The organism is Bradyrhizobium sp. (assembly GCF_022844465.1).
Classification (GTDB): Bacteria; Pseudomonadota; Alphaproteobacteria; order Rhizobiales; family Xanthobacteraceae; genus Bradyrhizobium.
The window spans coordinates 793,410-810,913 of sequence record NZ_JALHLP010000001.1; the positions used below are offsets into that span (position 1 = coordinate 793,410).

14 protein-coding genes and 2 pseudogenes are annotated in these 17,504 nt (G+C 65.4%); 5 read left to right on the plus strand and 11 right to left on the minus strand.

All coding sequences use genetic code 11. The features are described 5' to 3' along the window. Positions 1 to 178: 178 nt before the first annotated feature. Positions 179 to 1,930 (plus strand): methyl-accepting chemotaxis protein, encoded by a 1,752-nt coding sequence (locus Q0D31_RS03885; RefSeq protein ID WP_291845451.1) that lies wholly within the window; start codon positions 179 to 181, stop codon positions 1,928 to 1,930. 92 nt (positions 1,931 to 2,022) lie between these two features. Here the strand turns inward: Q0D31_RS03885 and Q0D31_RS03890 are convergent, their stop codons facing one another. The 4 genes from Q0D31_RS03890 to hpaR form a co-directional block, all read right to left on the minus strand. Continuing rightward, complete coding sequence (locus Q0D31_RS03890) at positions 2,023 to 3,549, minus strand: altronate dehydratase family protein (RefSeq protein WP_291845453.1); 1,527 nt, start codon at positions 3,547 to 3,549, stop codon at positions 2,023 to 2,025. A 183-nt stretch (positions 3,550 to 3,732) separates the two neighbouring features. Next, positions 3,733 to 4,512: an aldolase/citrate lyase family protein gene (locus tag Q0D31_RS03895; RefSeq protein ID WP_291845456.1), complete on the minus strand. Its 780-nt coding sequence runs from the start codon at positions 4,510 to 4,512 to the stop codon at positions 3,733 to 3,735. Positions 4,513 to 4,564: 52 nt separating this feature from the next. Further along, positions 4,565 to 5,650, minus strand: a complete 1,086-nt coding sequence (locus tag Q0D31_RS03900; protein WP_291845458.1) for a malate/lactate/ureidoglycolate dehydrogenase — start codon at positions 5,648 to 5,650, stop codon at positions 4,565 to 4,567. Between the two features lie 220 nt (positions 5,651 to 5,870). Continuing rightward, a complete protein-coding gene (gene hpaR / locus Q0D31_RS03905) occupies positions 5,871 to 6,407 on the minus strand; it encodes a homoprotocatechuate degradation operon regulator HpaR (protein WP_366518491.1) in 537 nt (178 codons plus the stop codon). 148 nt (positions 6,408 to 6,555) lie between these two features. Between hpaR and Q0D31_RS03910 the strand changes: the two genes are divergently transcribed. From Q0D31_RS03910 to Q0D31_RS03925, 4 genes and pseudogenes are all read left to right on the plus strand, one after another. Further along, positions 6,556 to 6,954 (plus strand): 5-carboxymethyl-2-hydroxymuconate Delta-isomerase, encoded by a 399-nt coding sequence (locus Q0D31_RS03910; RefSeq protein WP_291845460.1) that lies wholly within the window; start codon positions 6,556 to 6,558, stop codon positions 6,952 to 6,954. Positions 6,955 to 7,056: 102 nt separating this feature from the next. Further along, positions 7,057 to 8,040: a 3,4-dihydroxyphenylacetate 2,3-dioxygenase gene (gene hpaD, locus Q0D31_RS03915; RefSeq protein WP_291845462.1), complete on the plus strand. Its 984-nt coding sequence runs from the start codon at positions 7,057 to 7,059 to the stop codon at positions 8,038 to 8,040. 11 nt (positions 8,041 to 8,051) lie between these two features. Next, positions 8,052 to 8,921: pseudogene (locus Q0D31_RS03920) on the plus strand (fumarylacetoacetate hydrolase family protein). Between the two features lie 25 nt (positions 8,922 to 8,946). Next, positions 8,947 to 10,602 (plus strand): thiamine pyrophosphate-dependent enzyme, encoded by a 1,656-nt coding sequence (locus Q0D31_RS03925; protein ID WP_291845464.1) that lies wholly within the window; start codon positions 8,947 to 8,949, stop codon positions 10,600 to 10,602. A gap of 86 nt (positions 10,603 to 10,688) precedes the next feature. Here the strand turns inward: Q0D31_RS03925 and Q0D31_RS03930 are convergent, their stop codons facing one another. From Q0D31_RS03930 to Q0D31_RS03960, 7 genes and pseudogenes are all read right to left on the minus strand, one after another. After that, a complete protein-coding gene (locus Q0D31_RS03930; RefSeq protein WP_291845466.1) occupies positions 10,689 to 11,927 on the minus strand; it encodes an MFS transporter in 1,239 nt (412 codons plus the stop codon). A 79-nt stretch (positions 11,928 to 12,006) separates the two neighbouring features. Continuing rightward, entirely contained in the window at positions 12,007 to 12,660 is a 654-nt protein-coding gene (gene alkB, locus Q0D31_RS03935; protein ID WP_291845468.1) for a DNA oxidative demethylase AlkB, read from the minus strand. Between the two features lie 12 nt (positions 12,661 to 12,672). Beyond that, a pseudogene (locus Q0D31_RS03940) lies at positions 12,673 to 13,419 on the minus strand (2OG-Fe(II) oxygenase). A gap of 183 nt (positions 13,420 to 13,602) precedes the next feature. Further along, complete coding sequence (locus Q0D31_RS03945; protein WP_291845470.1) at positions 13,603 to 14,289, minus strand: DUF2848 domain-containing protein; 687 nt, start codon at positions 14,287 to 14,289, stop codon at positions 13,603 to 13,605. Further along, positions 14,282 to 15,631, minus strand: a complete 1,350-nt coding sequence (locus tag Q0D31_RS03950; RefSeq protein ID WP_291845472.1) for an amidase — start codon at positions 15,629 to 15,631, stop codon at positions 14,282 to 14,284. Before Q0D31_RS03950 ends, Q0D31_RS03945 begins: the two co-directional genes overlap by 8 nt. A 20-nt stretch (positions 15,632 to 15,651) precedes the next feature. Next, positions 15,652 to 15,975, minus strand: coding sequence for a hypothetical protein (locus Q0D31_RS03955; RefSeq protein ID WP_291845474.1), 324 nt, complete (start codon positions 15,973 to 15,975; stop codon positions 15,652 to 15,654). A gap of 2 nt (positions 15,976 to 15,977) precedes the next feature. Continuing rightward, positions 15,978 to 17,318, minus strand: a complete 1,341-nt coding sequence (locus Q0D31_RS03960; RefSeq protein ID WP_291845480.1) for an acyclic terpene utilization AtuA family protein — start codon at positions 17,316 to 17,318, stop codon at positions 15,978 to 15,980. Between the last annotated feature and the right edge of the window lie 186 nt (positions 17,319 to 17,504).

The window sequence follows — 17,504 nt, forward strand, 5'->3', positions numbered from 1 at the left end:
CGAAAATCGTGGGAAGCGGCCAAGTTTCCGTGCCCCGCGGCCTTAGGTGACTGATCCGACTGCCCAAATACGGGCAGGTTGCAGGTTGGCGCATTTTCGCGCGTTAAGACATTCTCCATCAAGATTCCGCACAGTTTGCGGCGGTCGACGCAATCGCGGCCGGCCCTGGAGCGCCGACATGGCTGAGACCGTGAAATCCCCCAATTCCGCCCGTGGCAGCGTCCTGTCGTTCCGGTTCTCGCTGGCGGCCAGACTGTACGCAATCTTCGCGCTGGTTGCGGTGCTGGTGGCTGCCATTACCGCCCTGTCCGACTATAACACCCGCCGAAACGTCGAACTCACCGAAGCGGTGGCTACCGCGAGCCGGGCCGCGCTCCATGTCGAGACCGTCAATTCACTGGTCTACGCGGTGGTGATGGAATCCCGCGGCATCTACATGTCGACCGATCCCGCCATCGTAAAGCGATATGGCGACGGGCTGCTGAGGTTCAACGACCGCATCCTCGAGGCCGTCAAGAACTGGGAGGTTCTGGTGCAGGGCGACGACGCCGAGCAGTTTGCCGCATTCAGGAAGCGAATCGAGCAATTCGTCGGCTTCCGCAAGGAACTGGTCCGCCGCGGGGTCGAAATCAACGCCGCCGCCGGCCGCGAGTGGGGTGACAACGACGCCAACCGCGAGGTGCGCTCGGCCCTGAACAAGGATCTGGAGGCGCTGTCCAAAGTTTACGCCGAACGCAGCAAGAGACTGGCGCAGCAGAGCGCCGTGAACCATGTGATGGCTTTGGTGCAGACCTGCCTCGGCATCCTTGTGCTGCTGGTGGTCGTCGTCGGCGTGCTGATCATCGCCCGGTCGATCGCCCGCCCGCTCTCAGTCATCACCGCGACGATCAAGCAGGTCGCCGATGGCGCCGAAGGGGTCGAGGTTCCACATACCGACCGTGCCGACGAGATCGGAGCGCTGGCACGTGCGATCAATGTTTTTCAAGAGGCGATGGACCGCAACCGCAACCTCAATTCGCAGGTGCTGGAGGATTCCATGGCGCGCGACCGGCGCACCCGCCACATTGAAGCCTCGGTGGACGAATTCAGGCGGGCGATCGGCGGCGTGCTGCGCGCGGTCACCGACCATGCGACCTCGATGCGCGACACCGCCCAAACCATCGCCAGCGTATCGTCGGACGCGAGCGGCCGCGCGGCCGCCGCCTCCAGCGCCACCGCGCAGGCTTCCAGCAACGTTTCCGCCGTCGCCGGCGCCGCCGAGGAGCTTTCCGCCTCGGTCGAGGAAATCGGCCGCCAGGTACGCCACTCGGCCGGCGCCGTCGAGCAGGCAGGCCAGCGAACCGAGAAATCGATCGCGGAAATCGAAGGGCTCGCGGTCGCGACCCAGCGCATCGATGGCGTGCTTACCCTGATCCAGGCGATCGCCAAGCAAACCAACCTGCTGGCGCTGAACGCGACCATCGAGGCCGCGCGCGCCGGCGAGGCAGGCCGCGGTTTCGCGGTGGTCGCCCATGAGGTCAAGGCGCTGGCTGAACAGACCGCCACGGCGACGGCCGAGATCGGCCAGAACGTCGTCCTGATCCAGACCTCGACCAAAAATTCAGTCGAGGCGGTTCGCGACATCGGCAACGCCATGCGCGAGATCAGGGAGGTGACCTCGATCATCGCCGGCGCCGTCGGACAGCAGGACGCGGCGACCCGCGAGATATCGACCAACGCGCAACTGGCGGCGCAGGGCAACGAGACCCTGGTCGTCAACATCGGCTCGCTGAGCGAGTCCATCGGCACGACAAGTACGGCGGCGGCTTCCGTCCTCACCGCGTCCAGCGAACTGGCGGCCACGGCTGGGACGCTGTCGCATGAGGTCGAGCAATTCTTCCGCAACCTGCGCGCGGATTCGTCCGACCAGCCGCGGCGGACGGGGACCTAGGGGCATGATCCGGAAAAGTATGTAGCGGTTTTCCGAAAAGATCATGCTCAAACAAAGAGCTAGGCAACAGCGTCCCGGCCCATCCGCATCACCTACATGGTCGCGCCGAGCACCCAGGGCGCGAACTCGGCGCCGCCGAAATCGAAGCTCTCGCTCTTGGTCGGCTGGCCCGAGGCGGTCTTCAGCATCAGTTCGAAGATGCGCTGGCCGCATTGCTGCACGCTTTCCTCGCCGTCGAGAATCGTGCCGCAATTGACGTCCATGTCGTCTTCCATGCGCCTGTACATCGCCGTATTGGTCGCCAGCTTGATCGAGGGCGCGGGCTTGCAGCCGAACACGCTGCCGCGGCCGGTGGTGAAGCAGACGAGATTGGCGCCGCCGGCCACCTGGCCGGTCGCCGCGACCGGGTCGTAGCCGGGCGTGTCCATGAAGACAAAGCCCTTCTTGGTGACGGGTTCGGCGTAGTTCAGCACGTCGACCAGGTTGGTGCTGCCGGCCTTGGCCATCGCGCCCAATGATTTTTCCAGGATCGTGGTGAGGCCGCCGGCCTTGTTGCCGGGGCTCGGATTGGCGTTCATCTCAGCACCTTCCCGCCTGGTGTAGTCCTCCCACCAGCGCATCAATCCGACCAGCTTCTCGCCGACCTCGCGGCTGACCGCGCGCCGGGTCAGCAGGTGTTCGGCGCCATATGTCTCCGGCGTCTCGGACAGGATCACGGTGCCGCCATGGGCAACCAGCAGATCGCTCGCCGCGCCGAGGGCCGGGTTGGCCGATACGCCGGAGTAACCGTCGGAGCCGCCGCATTGCAGCGCCACCGTCAATTCGCTGGCCGGAACAGCCTCGCGCTTCACTTTATTGGCGTCGGTGAGCGCCTCGCGCACAAAGGCCACGCCGGCCTCCACCGTCTTGCGGGTGCCGCCGACTTCCTGGATGTCCATCGCGCGCAACCGGCCGGCGAGTTTCTGCTCCTGCATCAGGCCGCCGATCTGGTTGACCTCGCAGCCAAGCCCCAGCACCACGACGGCGGAAAAATTGGCATGCCGCGCATAGCCGCCGAGCGTCCGCCGCAGCAGCGCCAGCGGCTCGTCCTGGGTCATGCCGCAGCCGGTCTTGTGGGTCAGCGCCACCACCCCGTCGACATTCGGGAAATCGGCCAGCGGATTGTCGCCGGTGAACGGATTCTTCTTGAAGATATCGGCGACCATGCCGGCGACGTGGGCGCTGCAATTCACCGAGGTGAGAATGCCGATATAGTTGCGTGTCGCCACCCGCCCGTCGGCGCGGCGAATGCCCTCGAAGGTCGCGGGCAGATCGAAATTCGGCACCGGCTTGACGTCAACGCCGAACGCGTAATCCTTGGCGAAATCACCCATGCCGCAGTTTTGGGTATGGACATGCTGCCCGGGCGAAATCGGCGAGGTCGCAAAGCCGATGATCTGGCCGTAGCGGCGCACCGGCTCGCCTACGGCGATCGGCTTGATGGCTACCTTGTGGCCCGCCGGGATCCGCTCGACGGTGGTGACGCCGTCGGCCACCACCAGACCGGGCGGCAGGCTCGAGCGCGCGATCAGCACGCCGTCGTCGGGATGCAGGCGGATCACGGGCGGCGGGGTGGTCATGGAGAATGTCTCCTCGGGTTCGCTGCCACCTCTCCCCGTCCTGTACGGGGAGAGGTCGGATCGCGCTTGCGATCCGGGTGAGGGGCGAGGCAGTGACTTGATTACTGGCGCATTGCTCGCCGGATAGAGGCCCCTCACCCCAACCCTCTCCCCGCAAGAGCGGGGCGAGGGAGAAGCAAGAGCTTACGCCTTGCCGTTGGAATCCTTGCGGGTCTGGTTGACCTGCATCCGGGCATAGGTCTGCATCAACCCGCTCTCGTTCGACAGCGTCACCAGCTTGAAGCCCATGTTGATGGCGCGCGCGGCACCCTCGGCGCCCGAGCAGTGGATGCCCGGATAAAGGCCGCGCTTGCCGCATTCCTTGATGATCTTTTCGTAGATTTTCAGGATTTCCGGCTCGTCGCGGTCGAGCTTCGGCACCAGACCATAGGAGAAGCCGAGATCCGAGGGACCGATATAGACCCCGTTGATGCCTTCCACGTCGAGGATCGATTCCATGTTTTCGACCGCCGTCTTGGTTTCCATCATCGGCAGCAGCACGATCTCGTCGTTGGCGGTCTGCTGGTAGCCGCCGGCCGAGCCGTACATTCCGGAACGGATCGGGCCGTTCGAGCGCGTGCCCTTCGGCGGATATTTGGCGTACTGCACCAGATCCAGCGCCTCCTGCCGGGTGTTGATCATCGGACAGATCACGCCGTAGGCGCCGCCGTCGAGCACCTTGCCGATGATGCCGGGCTCGTTCCAGGGCACGCGCACCATCGGCGTCACCGGATGGCCGTTCATGGCCTGGAAGCATTGCACCATCGAGAGATAGTCCTGCACGCCGTGCTGCATGTCGACGGTGACGCTGTCGAAGCCGCATTGCGCGATCACTTCGGCGGAAAAGCCCGACGGGATCGCGAGCCAGGCGTTCACCACGGCCTTGCCCGAAGCCCATACCTTCTTGACGTTGTTGGTTGTCATTGGTCGCTTTCCCTTTGTATTCGTTGCAATTGATTGAAATTCACAAACTTCGTCAGCGGGCGGCCCGCTGGATGCTGGCTTCGCTGACGCCGACCTCGCGGGCGGTGTTGACGATCGCGGCCCAGGTGTCGTCCGGCAGCGGCACCCCGTTCCGGGTGCGCTCGGCGCGCATCTTCCGTTCGGGGTCGCCCGGGATCAGTACGGGCTCGCCGCCGGCAACCGGCTTGGTCTCGCGAATGAAGTCGGCATAGCGCGAGATTTCGCCGTCGAAATAGTTGGATGTATCGACCACCTTGGGATCGATGTAAAAGGCGAGCATGCCGTTGGCGAAGCGGCGGTTGCCCGCTGTGGCGCCGGTACCGGTCAGCGCGCCGCCAAGAAGTTCGCAAATGAACGCCAGTCCCGACCCCTTGTGATCGCCGAACGCGCGGATCGCACCTGAACCCTTGGTGTGGTCGCGCGGCCCATCCGGGGTGTACGGTCCGTAGAGCACGGCCGGATCCTCGCTCAAGGTGCCGTCGGCATCGACGAGCGCGCCGGTCGGCAATTTCTTGCCGCCACGGCTTGCCACCAGCACCTTGCCTTCGGCCACAATCGAGGTGGCGAAATCGAGCACGATCGGATCCTGGCCCTGGCGCGGAATGCCGACGCAATAGGGTGCGGTCGACAGCCGTTTCTGGACGCCGCCATAGGGCGCCACCAGCAGCGAGCCGGCCGCATTGACGAAATGGATCGACACCAGTCCCTCGGCCGCGGCCATTTCAGCCCAGTCGCCAACGCGACCGATATGCCCGGCATTGCGCAGTGCGATGGCCGAAAGCCCCGCCTTCTTGCACTTGTCGATGCCGATCTTCACGGCCTGCGGCGTCACGGTCTGGCCATAGCCGAACTTGCCGTCCACCACCGCCAGCGATGGCGTGTCGACGACGAGTTCGACGGTCTGGTCGGGGACCACCGAACCCATCTTCTTCCAGCGGACATAGACCGGCACCCGGATCACGCCGTGGCTGTCATGGCCGGTGAGGTTGGCGGTCGTGAGGTAGGTCGCGATGCGCCGGGCTTCGGCGGCTGAGGATTCCGAGTGGGAAAATACCTCGGCGACGAAATCAATCAGATTGTTGACCTGTATGGTGACCATGTCCGGATTTCAGCCCTGTCCTTGGTTCGGGAAGGCGGCGCGCTCGGCGGCGACCCCAGAACTTTCGTATCACTCCCGCACCGGTTTTCATGACCGGCTTGCCCGGCACTTGAGCGAAAAATCGCGCGCGTGTCTACCGCCACAGGCGCATGCGCCGGATGATTGCGATGATCGGCCAGGCCGCTATGCATCGGGCCGCTAGCATCATGCAAATTTGCGCTTACTCGCCGGGCTCGGCGGCAGCCTCATCAGCGATTTCCATCGCCGCAAGGCGCCGTTCCAACTCGCCCAGCATCTGCTGCAATTCGGCGAGCTTGCGGGCGCCGTAGCGGCTGGTGATTTCGGCATAGATCGCCTCCGAGGACGGCGCGACGGCTTCGATCAGCTTCAGGCCCCTAGGCGAGATCGACACCACGGCGCGGCGCAGGTCAGCCTTGGCGGGGCGGCGCTCGATCAGATTGCGGGCTTCGAGGTCACGAAGGATCCGAGACAGGCTCGGCCCGAGCAGGAAGGCGACGCGCGCCAGTTCGGTGACCTCGATGCTATCCACCGCGGTCAAAGCGCGCAGGATCCGCCATTGCTGCTCGGTCAGCCCGTGGTTGCGCAGGGACGGGCGGAACTGCCGCATCACGGCTTCGCGCGCCCGCAACAGCGACATCGGCAGCGAGCGCGAGAATTCGCGGATCGGCAGCCCCCGGGTCTCGGTCCCCGCGCCCGCGCTTTGGCGCGGTCCATCCGGTGATTTCTGGCCTGCCATGTTCCGTCCATCTTCGGCTATCGTCGATCGCAGCGCGCATGGGTTCGCACCGCAGCGCGCCATACCGGGCTTTACCCGTTATCACTTAACATGTTAATCAGATTTCGTCACCCGCTTTTGCCAAGCGCCGGGCCGGAGCCCTCGCACCATGCCGCATTTCACGATTGAGTATTCCGCCAACCTCGACGGGCGCCTCGACATCGGCGCGGTCGTGGAACTGGTCCGCAAGGCCGCGGTCGAAACCGGCATCTTCCCGCTCGGGGGCATTCGCGTCCGCGCGATCAGGTGCGAGCACTATGCGATCGCCGACGGCGGCGGGAATTTCTGCTTTCTCGACATGGTTCTGCGGCTCGGCGAAGGTCGCGACCTCGCGACCCGAAAGACCGCCGGCGAACATATTTTCGAAGCCTTGTCGGCCTATCTGGATCCGGTGTTTGCGGACAGCCCGTTCGCGCTGTCGTTCGACATCCAGATCAACGACAAGGAGACGAGCTGGAAACGCAACAATATCCATGAAGCGCTAAAGGTGGAGAGATTGAGAATCTAGCGCTCACCGTCGTTCCGGGGCGCGTAGCGAACCCGGAACCTCGAGATTCCGGGTTAGATGCTTCGCATCGCCCCGGAAGGACACAGAATCCAAGGAAGCAACATGCCTGTTCCGACGCACACTTTCGATCCGCCGTTCAACATCATCCGCTGCAGCCACGCCGTGCTCGACGTGACCGACCTTGATGCCAGCCGCGCGTTCTACGAGACCACGATAGGCCTGCATGTCGAGGACGCCGACGACAACGAGGTTTACCTGCGCGGCTCGGAGGAGCATCAGCACCACTCGCTGGTGCTGCGGAAAGCGGCCAAAGCGGCCTGCAGCCGGCTCGGATTCAAGGTCGGCAATGAAGCCGACCTCGACAAGGCCGCCAGCTTCTTTTCCGAGAACGGGATCGTCTACGCCTTCGCCGATCAACCGTTCCAGGGCCGCACCCTGCAATTCACCGATCCGGCCGGATTTCAGCTCGAACTCTACGCCGCGATGGACAAGCGCCCGCATCTGCTACGGCGCTACGATCTCTACAAGGGATGCCATCCGCAGCGGCTCGACCATTTCAACGTGTTCGCGCCGGAAGTCCAGGACACCGTTGATTTCTACGCGCGGCTCGGTTTCCGCCTGACCGAATATGGCGAGGAAGACGGCCCGAACGGGCGCATCGCGGCGGCCTGGATGCAGCGCAAGGGCAATGTCCATGACTTCGCCTTCACCAACGGCCGCGGTCCCCGCCTGCACCATCTCGCCTATTGGGTGCCGACCGCGATGAACATCCTGCATCTGTGCGACGTGATGGCCACTAGCGGCTTTCTCAAGAACATCGAGCGCGGCCCCGGCCGCCACGGCATCTCGAACGCGTTCTTTCTCTATGTCCGCGATCCCGACGGCCACCGCCTCGAACTGTACACCAGCGACTATTTCACCGGCGACCATGACCACGAGCCGCTGCGCTGGTCGCTGAAGGACCCGCGCCGCCAAACACTTTGGGGCGCGCCGGCGCCGCGCTCCTGGTTCGAGCAAGGCTCATCCTTCGCGGGGCAGACGGTACGCGAACCGGCCTTTGTCGCCGACGTCACGATCGCGGACTGAAGGGAACGTCGATGGCCTTTCCCCGCCTCGCCACGTTCGCCATCAATGGCGCGGAGAGATACGGCGCCGTGACCGATGCCGGCATTGTCGATCTCTCGGCACGCTTTGCAGGAGATTTTCCGACGCTGCGGGAAGCCGTCGCCGCCGGCGCGCTGCAGAAGCTCGCCGACGATGCGGCGCGGCGATCGCCCGACCATGCGCTTGATGCGGTCATTTGACGGCCGCCAATTCCCGCGCCCGAAAAGATCATCTGCATCGGCGTGAACTATCCGGACCGCAACGCCGAATACAAGGACGGCCAGGACGCGCCGAAATATCCCAGCATGTTCATGCGCACGCCGCGCTCCTTTGTCGGCCACAACGCGCCGCTGGTCCGCCCGCGCGCCTCCGCGCAGCTCGACTACGAGGGCGAACTGACGCTGGTCATCGGCAAGGCCGGGCGGCACATCAGGCAGAGCGACGCGCTGGACCACATCGCGGCGATTACGCTCTGCAACGAAGGCACCATCCGCGATTGGACGCGCCACGCCAAGTTCAACGTCACGCAGGGCAAGAATTTCGATTCGACCGGCAGCCTCGGCCCGTGGCTCGTGCCCTTTACCGATGAAAGCCAGATCGCTGACATCCGCCTGACCACCCGGGTCAACGGCGAAACGCGGCAGGACGACCGCACCGGACGCCTGATCTTCGGCTTCCGCTATCTGATCAATTATCTCTCGACCTTCACCACGCTGGTCGCCGGCGACGTCATCGTGACGGGAACGCCGACGGGGGCCGGCGCGCGGTTCGACCCGCCGCGTTTTCTCCAGCCCGGCGACATGATCGAGGTTGAAGCCGATGGCGTCGGCGTGCTGAACAATGGCGTGATCGACGAAACCTGACACCCATGAGCGAGTGGACCGAACGATGACCTCAACTTCCGGCGGCGAAGCGATCGTCAACGGCCTTGTCGTCCATGGTGTCGATACCGTGTTCGGCCTGCCCGGCGCGCAGGTTTACGGCCTGTTCGATGCCTTCCACCAGGCGCAATTGAAGGTGATCGGCGCACGCCACGAGCAGGCCTGCGGCTACATGGCCTTCGGCTATGCGCGGTCGTCGGGCCGGCCCGGCGTGTTCAGCGTGGTGCCCGGACCGGGCGTGCTCAACGCCGGCGCGGCGCTGCTCACCGCGTTCGGATGCAACGAGCCGGTGCTGTGCCTCACCGGCCAGGTGCCGACGTCGTTCCTCGGCAAGGGCCGCGGCCATCTGCACGAGATGCCGGACCAGCTCGCGACCTTGCGCACCTTCGTCAAATGGGCCGAACGCATCGAATATCCCGACGCGGCGCCGGCAATGGTGTCGCGGGCGTTTCAGGAGATGCTGTCCGGCCGTCGCGGCCCGGCCTCGCTGGAAATGCCGTGGGACGTCTTTACCCAGCGCGTGCAGGTCGGCGCTTGCCGAGTGCTGGACGCCTTTCCCGCCCCCCTGCCCGACCCGGACCGCATCAGGTCGGCGGCTGCGCTGATCAAGGACAGCAAGCGGCCGATGATCTTCGTCGGCAGCGGCGCGATCCATGCGCGCGAGGAAATCCTCGAGCTGGCCGAAATGATCGACGCGCCTGTGGTGGCGTTTCGTAGCGGGCGCGGCATCGCCTCCAACGCGCACGAGCTTGGACTGACCATGGCGGCCGCCTACCGGCTGTGGCCGAACACCGATCTGATGATCGGCATCGGCACTCGCATGGAATTGCCGGCATCCGGATTCCGCTGGCCGTACCAGCCGCCGGGCCTGAAATCGGTTCGCATCGATATCGATCCGATCGAAATGCGCCGGCTCACGTCCGACGCCGCCATTGTCGCCGACGCCAAAGCCGGCGCCGCCGAGCTGGCGGCGGCGGTGAGAAAGGCCGGCTACCGCAAGACCAGCGGCCGGCGCGCGGAGATTCGCGAGGCCACGGCGGCAGCACGGCAGGAGATCCAGAAGATCCAGCCGCAGATGGCGTATCTGAAGATCCTGCGCGAGGTGCTGCCCGCCAACGCCATCGTCACCGACGAGCTTTCGCAAGTCGGCTTCGCCTCCTGGTACGGCTTTCCCGTTTACGAGCCGCGCACCTTCATCACATCGGGCTATCAGGGCACGCTCGGCTCGGGTTTCCCGACCGCGCTGGGCGCCAAGATCGCCAATCCGGATCAGCCGGTGGTTGCGATCACCGGCGACGGCGGCTTCATGTTCGCGGTGCAGGAACTGTCCACCGCCGTGCAGTACGGCATCGGCGTGGTGACGCTGGTGTTCAACAACAACGCCTATGGCAATGTCCGTCGCGACCAGCGCGAGCGCTTCGACGGCCGCGTCGTGGCGTCAGACCTCGTAAACCCGGATTTCGTCAAGCTTGCCGAATCCTTCGGCGTCAGCGCGGCGCGCGTCACCTCGCCGGACCACTTCCGCCCGGCGCTGGAAAAGGCGCTGGCCGATGGCGGACCTTACGTGATTTCGGTGGAGGTGCCGACGGATTCGGAAGCCTCACCGTGGGCGTTCATCCACCCGGCGAAGCCGTTGTCATTCCGGGGCGCGTCGAAGACGTGAACCTCAGATGCGCGATTGCGCATCGGGGAACCTCGAGATTCCGGGTCTGGTGCTAGCGCACCATCCCGGAATGACAACGGAGAGAGTTAAACCCTTCTCTCCACCACACTCCGCTGCACCCGCGACGCCGCGAGCACCAGCAGCCCGGCGCCGGCAACCGACCAGCACGCCACCGGCGCCCAGTGCAGCAGCGGCGCGTATTCCGGAAGCTTCTGCAGGCCGCCGGCGACTGCGGCCATCCGCGCAAAGGTCGCGAGCGCCAGCGCCGAGAATACCAGCCCCACCACCTTGCCTTCGGCGCCGGTCTCCCCGATCGCCAGCGCCGCCGAGACTGCGGCCATCAGCATGCAGCCCCATGCCGCGCCGGCGACGAACTGCGCCGCGATCAGCATGTTGAGGTTGCCGGCGTATTCCGCACCGAGGACGGCCAGCGCACCCAGCAGGCCGGCGGCGCCCATCACGATCAATCCGCCGCGATGCTTGACAACGGCGCTGGCCGGAAACATCGCGATGTTGAACCCGATCCAGAACACCGGCATCAACCACTGCAGGTCATCGGGCTTTGCGAACCGCAGATAGAACGGCGTGCTGTTGATGGAGAAATGCAGCTGATAGCCGAGCGAGAGGATGACCATCGAGGCGATGAAGAACATCGGCACCTGACCGAGCGATTTTGCCCGCGTCAGCGGCGTCTTCGGCGCGATGGGCATCTGGGCCAGATTTCGCTCGACCTTCGACAACGCCAGCGCCGTGACCAGCAGCACCACGCCCGAAATGACGAACGGCAGCCGCGGATCGTGATTGCGCAACAATACGCCAAGATAAGGCGAGACCGCCCCCGCCAGACCGTATCCGAGCATCGCCAGCGCCGACAGCAACGGGATCGCCGACCGCGCGCTGTACTTGCCCAGCAGCGTCAGCGGCGGCGCGCGCAACGCCGATGAGGTCACGACCCAGATCAGGATCAGCGCGATGAACCAGACTTGCGCGCCCGGTCCCGCGCCGGCGACGAACGGCAGCGCGATGAAGGCCGCGCAGGAAATCGCAGCCAGGACGCCGACGAACACGCCGAGCCGTCCCATCCACGGCGCGACCTTGTCGGCGGCGATCCCCATCGCGGTGTCGCTGATTGTGAAGATCGCCTGATCCAGCATCAGGATCAGGATCACGTACGAGGGCGCAATCCCGACATCGGCGCATAGTTTCGGCAGATAGATGACGTACGTGGTCCAGCCCAGCGTGAACACGAGCTGCAGCACGGCGAGATAGACGCCCGTGCCGTTGGCGCTGATACTGGTCTCGGACGTTGCCTCTGATGCGGTCATGTCGGCCCCCCGGCTGCGGAGAGCCTAGACCAGAGCCAATGTCGATGGAACCGTCTGCCCCAACGCGCAATGCGGAGGATCACCGCGTCTTGCGGAAGGTCAGGTTGATACGCTGGCGGCCCATCAGAGCGTGTTGGCCGTCAGCCAGCGGGGCAACCCCGTGAAAGAACAGCCGCGACGGCCCGCCCCAGACCACGACATCGCCATGCGCCAACCGGTAACGGTGCGGCTTGTCGGCGCGCTTAGGGCCGCCAAACAGGAAGATCGCGGGCAGCCCCAGCGACACCGAGACGATCGGCGCGGTGAAATCCCGCTCGTCCTTGTCCTGGTGAAGCGACATCCGCGCGGCCGGCTCGTAGCAATTGACGAGGCAGGCATCCGGCGCAAAGCCCTCGAAGCCGCCCTCGGCGGCGGCCTGCGCAGCAAGTTTGAGGAAGGCCGCCGGCATCGACGGCCAGGGCTGCCCGGAATTGGGGTCAATGCCGTCGTAGCGGTAGCCGGTGCGGTCGGTGACCCAACCGACGCTGCCGCAATTGGTCATGGCGACCGACATCTGGTGGCCGCCCGGCGTGAACATCCGCCGGAACGGCGCCCGCACAATAATCCCGTGCAACGCCGCGATGACATCGCTTTCAAATGGCCTGGCGAAGCCGCGCAGCAGGACGGCGCCATCGGCGATCGCTTCGCGCGAATGCCGGACGTCGGCAACGGCCTCGAACAAATCCCGGGTCAATTCGCTTCGCCCTCACTTGGCATCGTGAAAGATCACGCCGACGGTATGGCGGTGGCCTGAGCGGATCCGGCTGACGCCATGGCGCAGGTTGACGCGATAGGGACCGCGCGTCCCCTGCACCGGGCGGACATGCACGGCAAAGGCGACGGCATCACCCTGCGCCAGCGGAACCACCTCGGGCCGCGACTGCATCCGCGGCCGCTGCTCCGTCAACACGAACTCGCCGCCGGTGAAGTCGCGCCCCGGCGCCGACAGCAGGATCGCGACCTGCAGCGGAAACACATGTTCGCCGTAGAGATCCTGGTGCAGGCAATTATAGTCGCCGACGCCATATTGCAGCAGCAGCGGCGTCGGCCGCGCTTGGCCGGCGTCGTGGCATCGTTTCAGGAACGCCTCGTGCTGCTCGGGATAGCGGATGTCGATCCCCATGGTCTCGTTCCAGCGATTGGCGACGTCACGAAGCCGCGCATAGAGCGCCGGCCGCAGTCGCGCGATCAGGTCGGGCAGCGGATAGGCAAAATACTTGTATTCGCCGCGGCCGAAGCCGTGACGCCCCATCACGATGCGGCTGCGAAACTTCTTGTCGTCGGGATAGAGCGCGGCCAGCGCGGCGCATTATGCAGGCGCGAGAAGCCCCTTCAGCACCGCGCAGCCCTGCGCGTCGAGATCGGCGGTCGCCTGCGCCCAGTCGATCGCCTCGATGCGGGCGGCGATGTCGGAGGATGCGGAATGGTCCACGTTTCGTGCGGTTGCTTTCATGGCGCGCATTCTCGCAAGACATAGACCACTTCGCCACCCGATTTCCGACGATCACCGTCATTGCGAGCCACCGGGTCGCGCGAATGCGCGCCCGATGACAGGCTCCGCGAAGCAATCCATCGTTCCCCCAAATGCGATATGGATTGCTTCGTCGCTAACGCTCCTCGCAATGACGGCGTAACCCTAACCCAGCACCGGCATCGTGATCACGTCATAGCCATGGCCGATCTTGCGTTTCAGCACGGGATCTTCCAGCTCGAACTCGAACCGGCTGGCCGGGCGGATACCGCCCTTGGCTGCAAAAGTGCCGCCGAACATGGCGCAGCCGTCCGGCAGTCCCTTGTCGCCGAAGCCGCCCGCGATCAAATCCCTTACCGGCAGCATCGCATCGAGCGTTCCTTCCTGGTAGAGCACCCGCGCCCCGTCGATCAGGGCCCAGGAGCGCAGGATCATCCGGTCCCAGTGGGCGATGACGTCCTCCAGCTCCCATAACACCGAGGCCATCGGCTTGTCGCACATCTGCTTGGAAACCGTGACGCTGTAGGTCTCAACCTTGCGGTCGGTGTGGTCGGAACCGCAGCCGACCAGGTTGCGGCCCCGCCAGCCGATCAGCACGAATTCGACCTCGCCGCTGGACTCCTCGCCGGAAACCTCGATGCGGTCGGCCAGCGTGATCCGCCGCGCTGAGCAGCGGTAGTAGATCGGCGTCGAAGCCGGTCGGGCGACGCCGATCGCTTCCAGTTCGGCGATGTGCTTGTCGCGCGCCACCGGGTCGCGCCCGGTCCAGCCGGCGATAACGGCCTTGTCGATCGCAAGCGTCAGTGGCGTCGATGCACCCCTGGCTTCGACGGTGAAGTTGAGATCAAACACGGATGATGTTCTCCATTCCGGCGGCGAGTTCTAGGATGCGACGATCCGATCCGCCCGCTGCCGCGAGCATCAGGCCGACCGGCGCCTCGCCTTCGCGATGGGCCGGCAACGAGATCGCGCAGCCGTCGAGCATGTTGATCAGCGTGCAGTTGCGCAGCGAACGCAAATTCTGCGTGGTGAATGCCTTGTCGTCGGCGAGGTCGGCGATGGCAGGCGGCGTGTTCGCCGTGGTCGGCAGCACCAGCGCATCGTAGGGCGCGATGCGCCTTTCCGTGCGTGCGACGAACGAACGTCTAGCGTTGAGCAGGTCGATGTAATCGGCGGCGCTGATGGCTTCGCCGCGCAGGATGCGAACGCGAACGCGGGGATCGTAGACGTCGCCATGGCTTGCGATCAGGAAACGGTGCCAGGCGTAGCTTTCCGCGGCGGCAAACCCGCCTTTGCTGTTCATGACGGCGACATCGTGGAATTCCGGCACCTCGATCCGTTCGATCGACGCACCCTGCCGCGCCAGTGCCTCCAGCGCACGCTCGAAGGTTGTCGCGACCGCCTCATCGAGGTCGTCGAGCGCGATCGTGGTCGGCACCGCAAGCCGCATGCCCCTGACCGGGCGCGGCTGCACCGGCTGCACCGCCTCATGGGCGAGCACGGCATCGAGCACCGCGCAGCAGCCCACGGTGCGCGCCAGCGGCCCGAAACTGTCCAGCGACGAGGCCAGCGGCACGCCGCCGTCGAGCGGGACGCGGGCTTGCGTCGGCTTGTAGCCGACGATGCCATTATACGCCGCCGGGATCCGGCACGATCCGCCGGTATCGGTGCCGAGCGCGCCATGCGCCATGCCGTCGGCGACCGACACCGCCGCGCCCGAGGACGAGCCGCCCGGGACGTGGCCGACGCGGCGGTTCCAGACACTCTTCGGCGTACCGTAATGCGGATTGATACCGATGCCGGAATAGGCGAACTCGGTCATGTTGGTGCGGCCGATCACGATGAAGCCGGCCTGGCGCAGCCGCGCCACCACCGGCGCGTCGGCCTCCGCCGGCGCGGAATCCTCCAGCGCGCGGGAGCCGGCGCGGGTCACTTGCCCCCTGATATCGAACAGATCCTTGATCGAGACGGGAATGCCGGCATAGGGCGACGGCGCGGCACCCGCCTTGCGCAGCCGGTCCATGGCGTCGGCGGCCTCCAGCGCCGCCGCCTTGTCGACGCGAACGAAGGCGCGCTGGCCTTCGCCCGCGGGATCGGCGATCGCGGCGAGGCATTGCTCGACCAGCTTGCGGGCGGAAGTCGCGCCGCTGTCGAGATCGGCTGCCAATGTAGCAAGTGTCGGGGTGTTGGGCATATCGGCTGTTCGCTCTCTTTTTATTCTTTGTCACCGGGTGGGGGTGAAATGTCGAGATCCAGCAGCGCCGAGCTCAGCGATTTGCCGTGCGCGTCGAGCGCCAGCGACCGCGTCACCCCGCCGCCGAGCGCCTGGTCCATCACGAAGTTCAGCGCGTGCAGACTTGGCAATTCATAGCGAACCACTTCGCCCCTGACAACGCCGGCGAAATGCGCCTTCACCCGCGCCGCCGTGACCTGCTCGCGCAGCACCGGATAATCCTTCGCGTCATAGGCGATCACGGAGATATTGGAGATGTTGCCCTTGTCGCCGGTGCGGGAATGGGCGATCGCGCGCAGCTTCATCGCTACGCCCCCACGAAGCGGATCTGCGGCCTGGCCAGTTCGCGCGGCAGCAACACCGAGGCCACCGCGACCACGTCCCGCGCCGATTTCCAAGCCCCGCCACCAGCCGCCGGGCCGTTGGTATAAAGGGTCTCGACCTCGTTGCCGATCCTGACCGCCTCGCGCAGGCTCTCGGTGCGCCCGGCGACGCGAACCCGCACCTCATAGGGTTCGTTGGCGCGCGCGGAGACATCGGGCCCATGCAGGGAATCGACGCCGACGAGCTCAAACCGCCATTCACTCGCGGCGACACCGGTCAGCTTCAGCCGCTCGCGGACAATCTCCAGCGCCAGCCGCCCGCGTGCCAGGGCGCCCGGGCCGGCGTAGGAAATCTGGCCCTCGCCGATATAGCCGTCGACATAGCCGACCGACACCTTGAGCGTGTCGGTGCGCTTCGTGCCACGCCCGCCGCTGACGCGAACGCGATCGGGCCCGATCTCCTCGACCTTCACCTGCGAAAAATCGGCGACCACGTCCGGCTGAAAATATCGGGTGGGGTCATGCACCTCGTACAATAGCTGCTCCTTGCAGGTGCGCGCCGTCACCGCACCGCCGGAACCTGGAACCTTGGTGATGACCAGATCGCCGTCCTCGCCGACCTCGCCAATTGGAAAACCGAGCCGCGCGAGATCGGGAACGTCCTTATAGCCGGGATCAGCGAAGTAGCCGCCGGTGATCTGGCCGGCGCATTCCAGCAAATGCCCGGCGACCGTGCCCTGCCCGAGCAGGTTCCAGTCATCCATCGACCATCCGAAGGCATGGATCATCGGCGCCAGAAACAGCGCCGGATCGGACGCGCGCCCGGTAATGACGATGTCGGCGCCCGCCGTCAGCGCCTGCGCCATCGGCTCGGCGCCGAGATAGGCGTTAGCGGACAACAGCCGGTTGCCGAGCTGCCGGACCGTGCCCTCGAACTCCATGATCCCGAGATCGCCGTCCTTGCAGGCATCGATCACGTCGTCGCCGACCACGGCGGCGACCTTCAGCGCGGACAATCCGAGCGACCTGGCGATCTCGGCGGTTTTGCGCGCCGCGGCTTCCGGATTGGCCGCGCCCATATTGGTGACGATCCTGATGCCCCTGGCGGCGCAGATCGGCAGCACCGCGCGCATCCGCTCCTCAAGCAACGGATCATATCCGCTTTCCGGATTCTTCATCCGCGCCTGCTGCGCCAGCGCCACCGTTCGCTCGCCCAGGCATTCGAACACGAGGTATTGAATCTCGCCTTTTTCGGCGAGCTCGATCGCGGGCTCGATGCGATCGCCGGAATAACCGGCGCCGGACCCTATTCGGATCGTTCGCACGTTGTCTCCATCGTCCCCGCCGACCGGTCGCGTGTCGCACCAAGAAATACCCTAGCGCGGAAAATCGCCGGCATACAAGCGCTGTGGCCCACAGGATGCGGCCATGCGACAGCGCCGCTGGACCGTTGACCGGGAATAGTCAATTGTCGCATCAAGATCATGGAAACGCGGGCCGACGCCCGTATC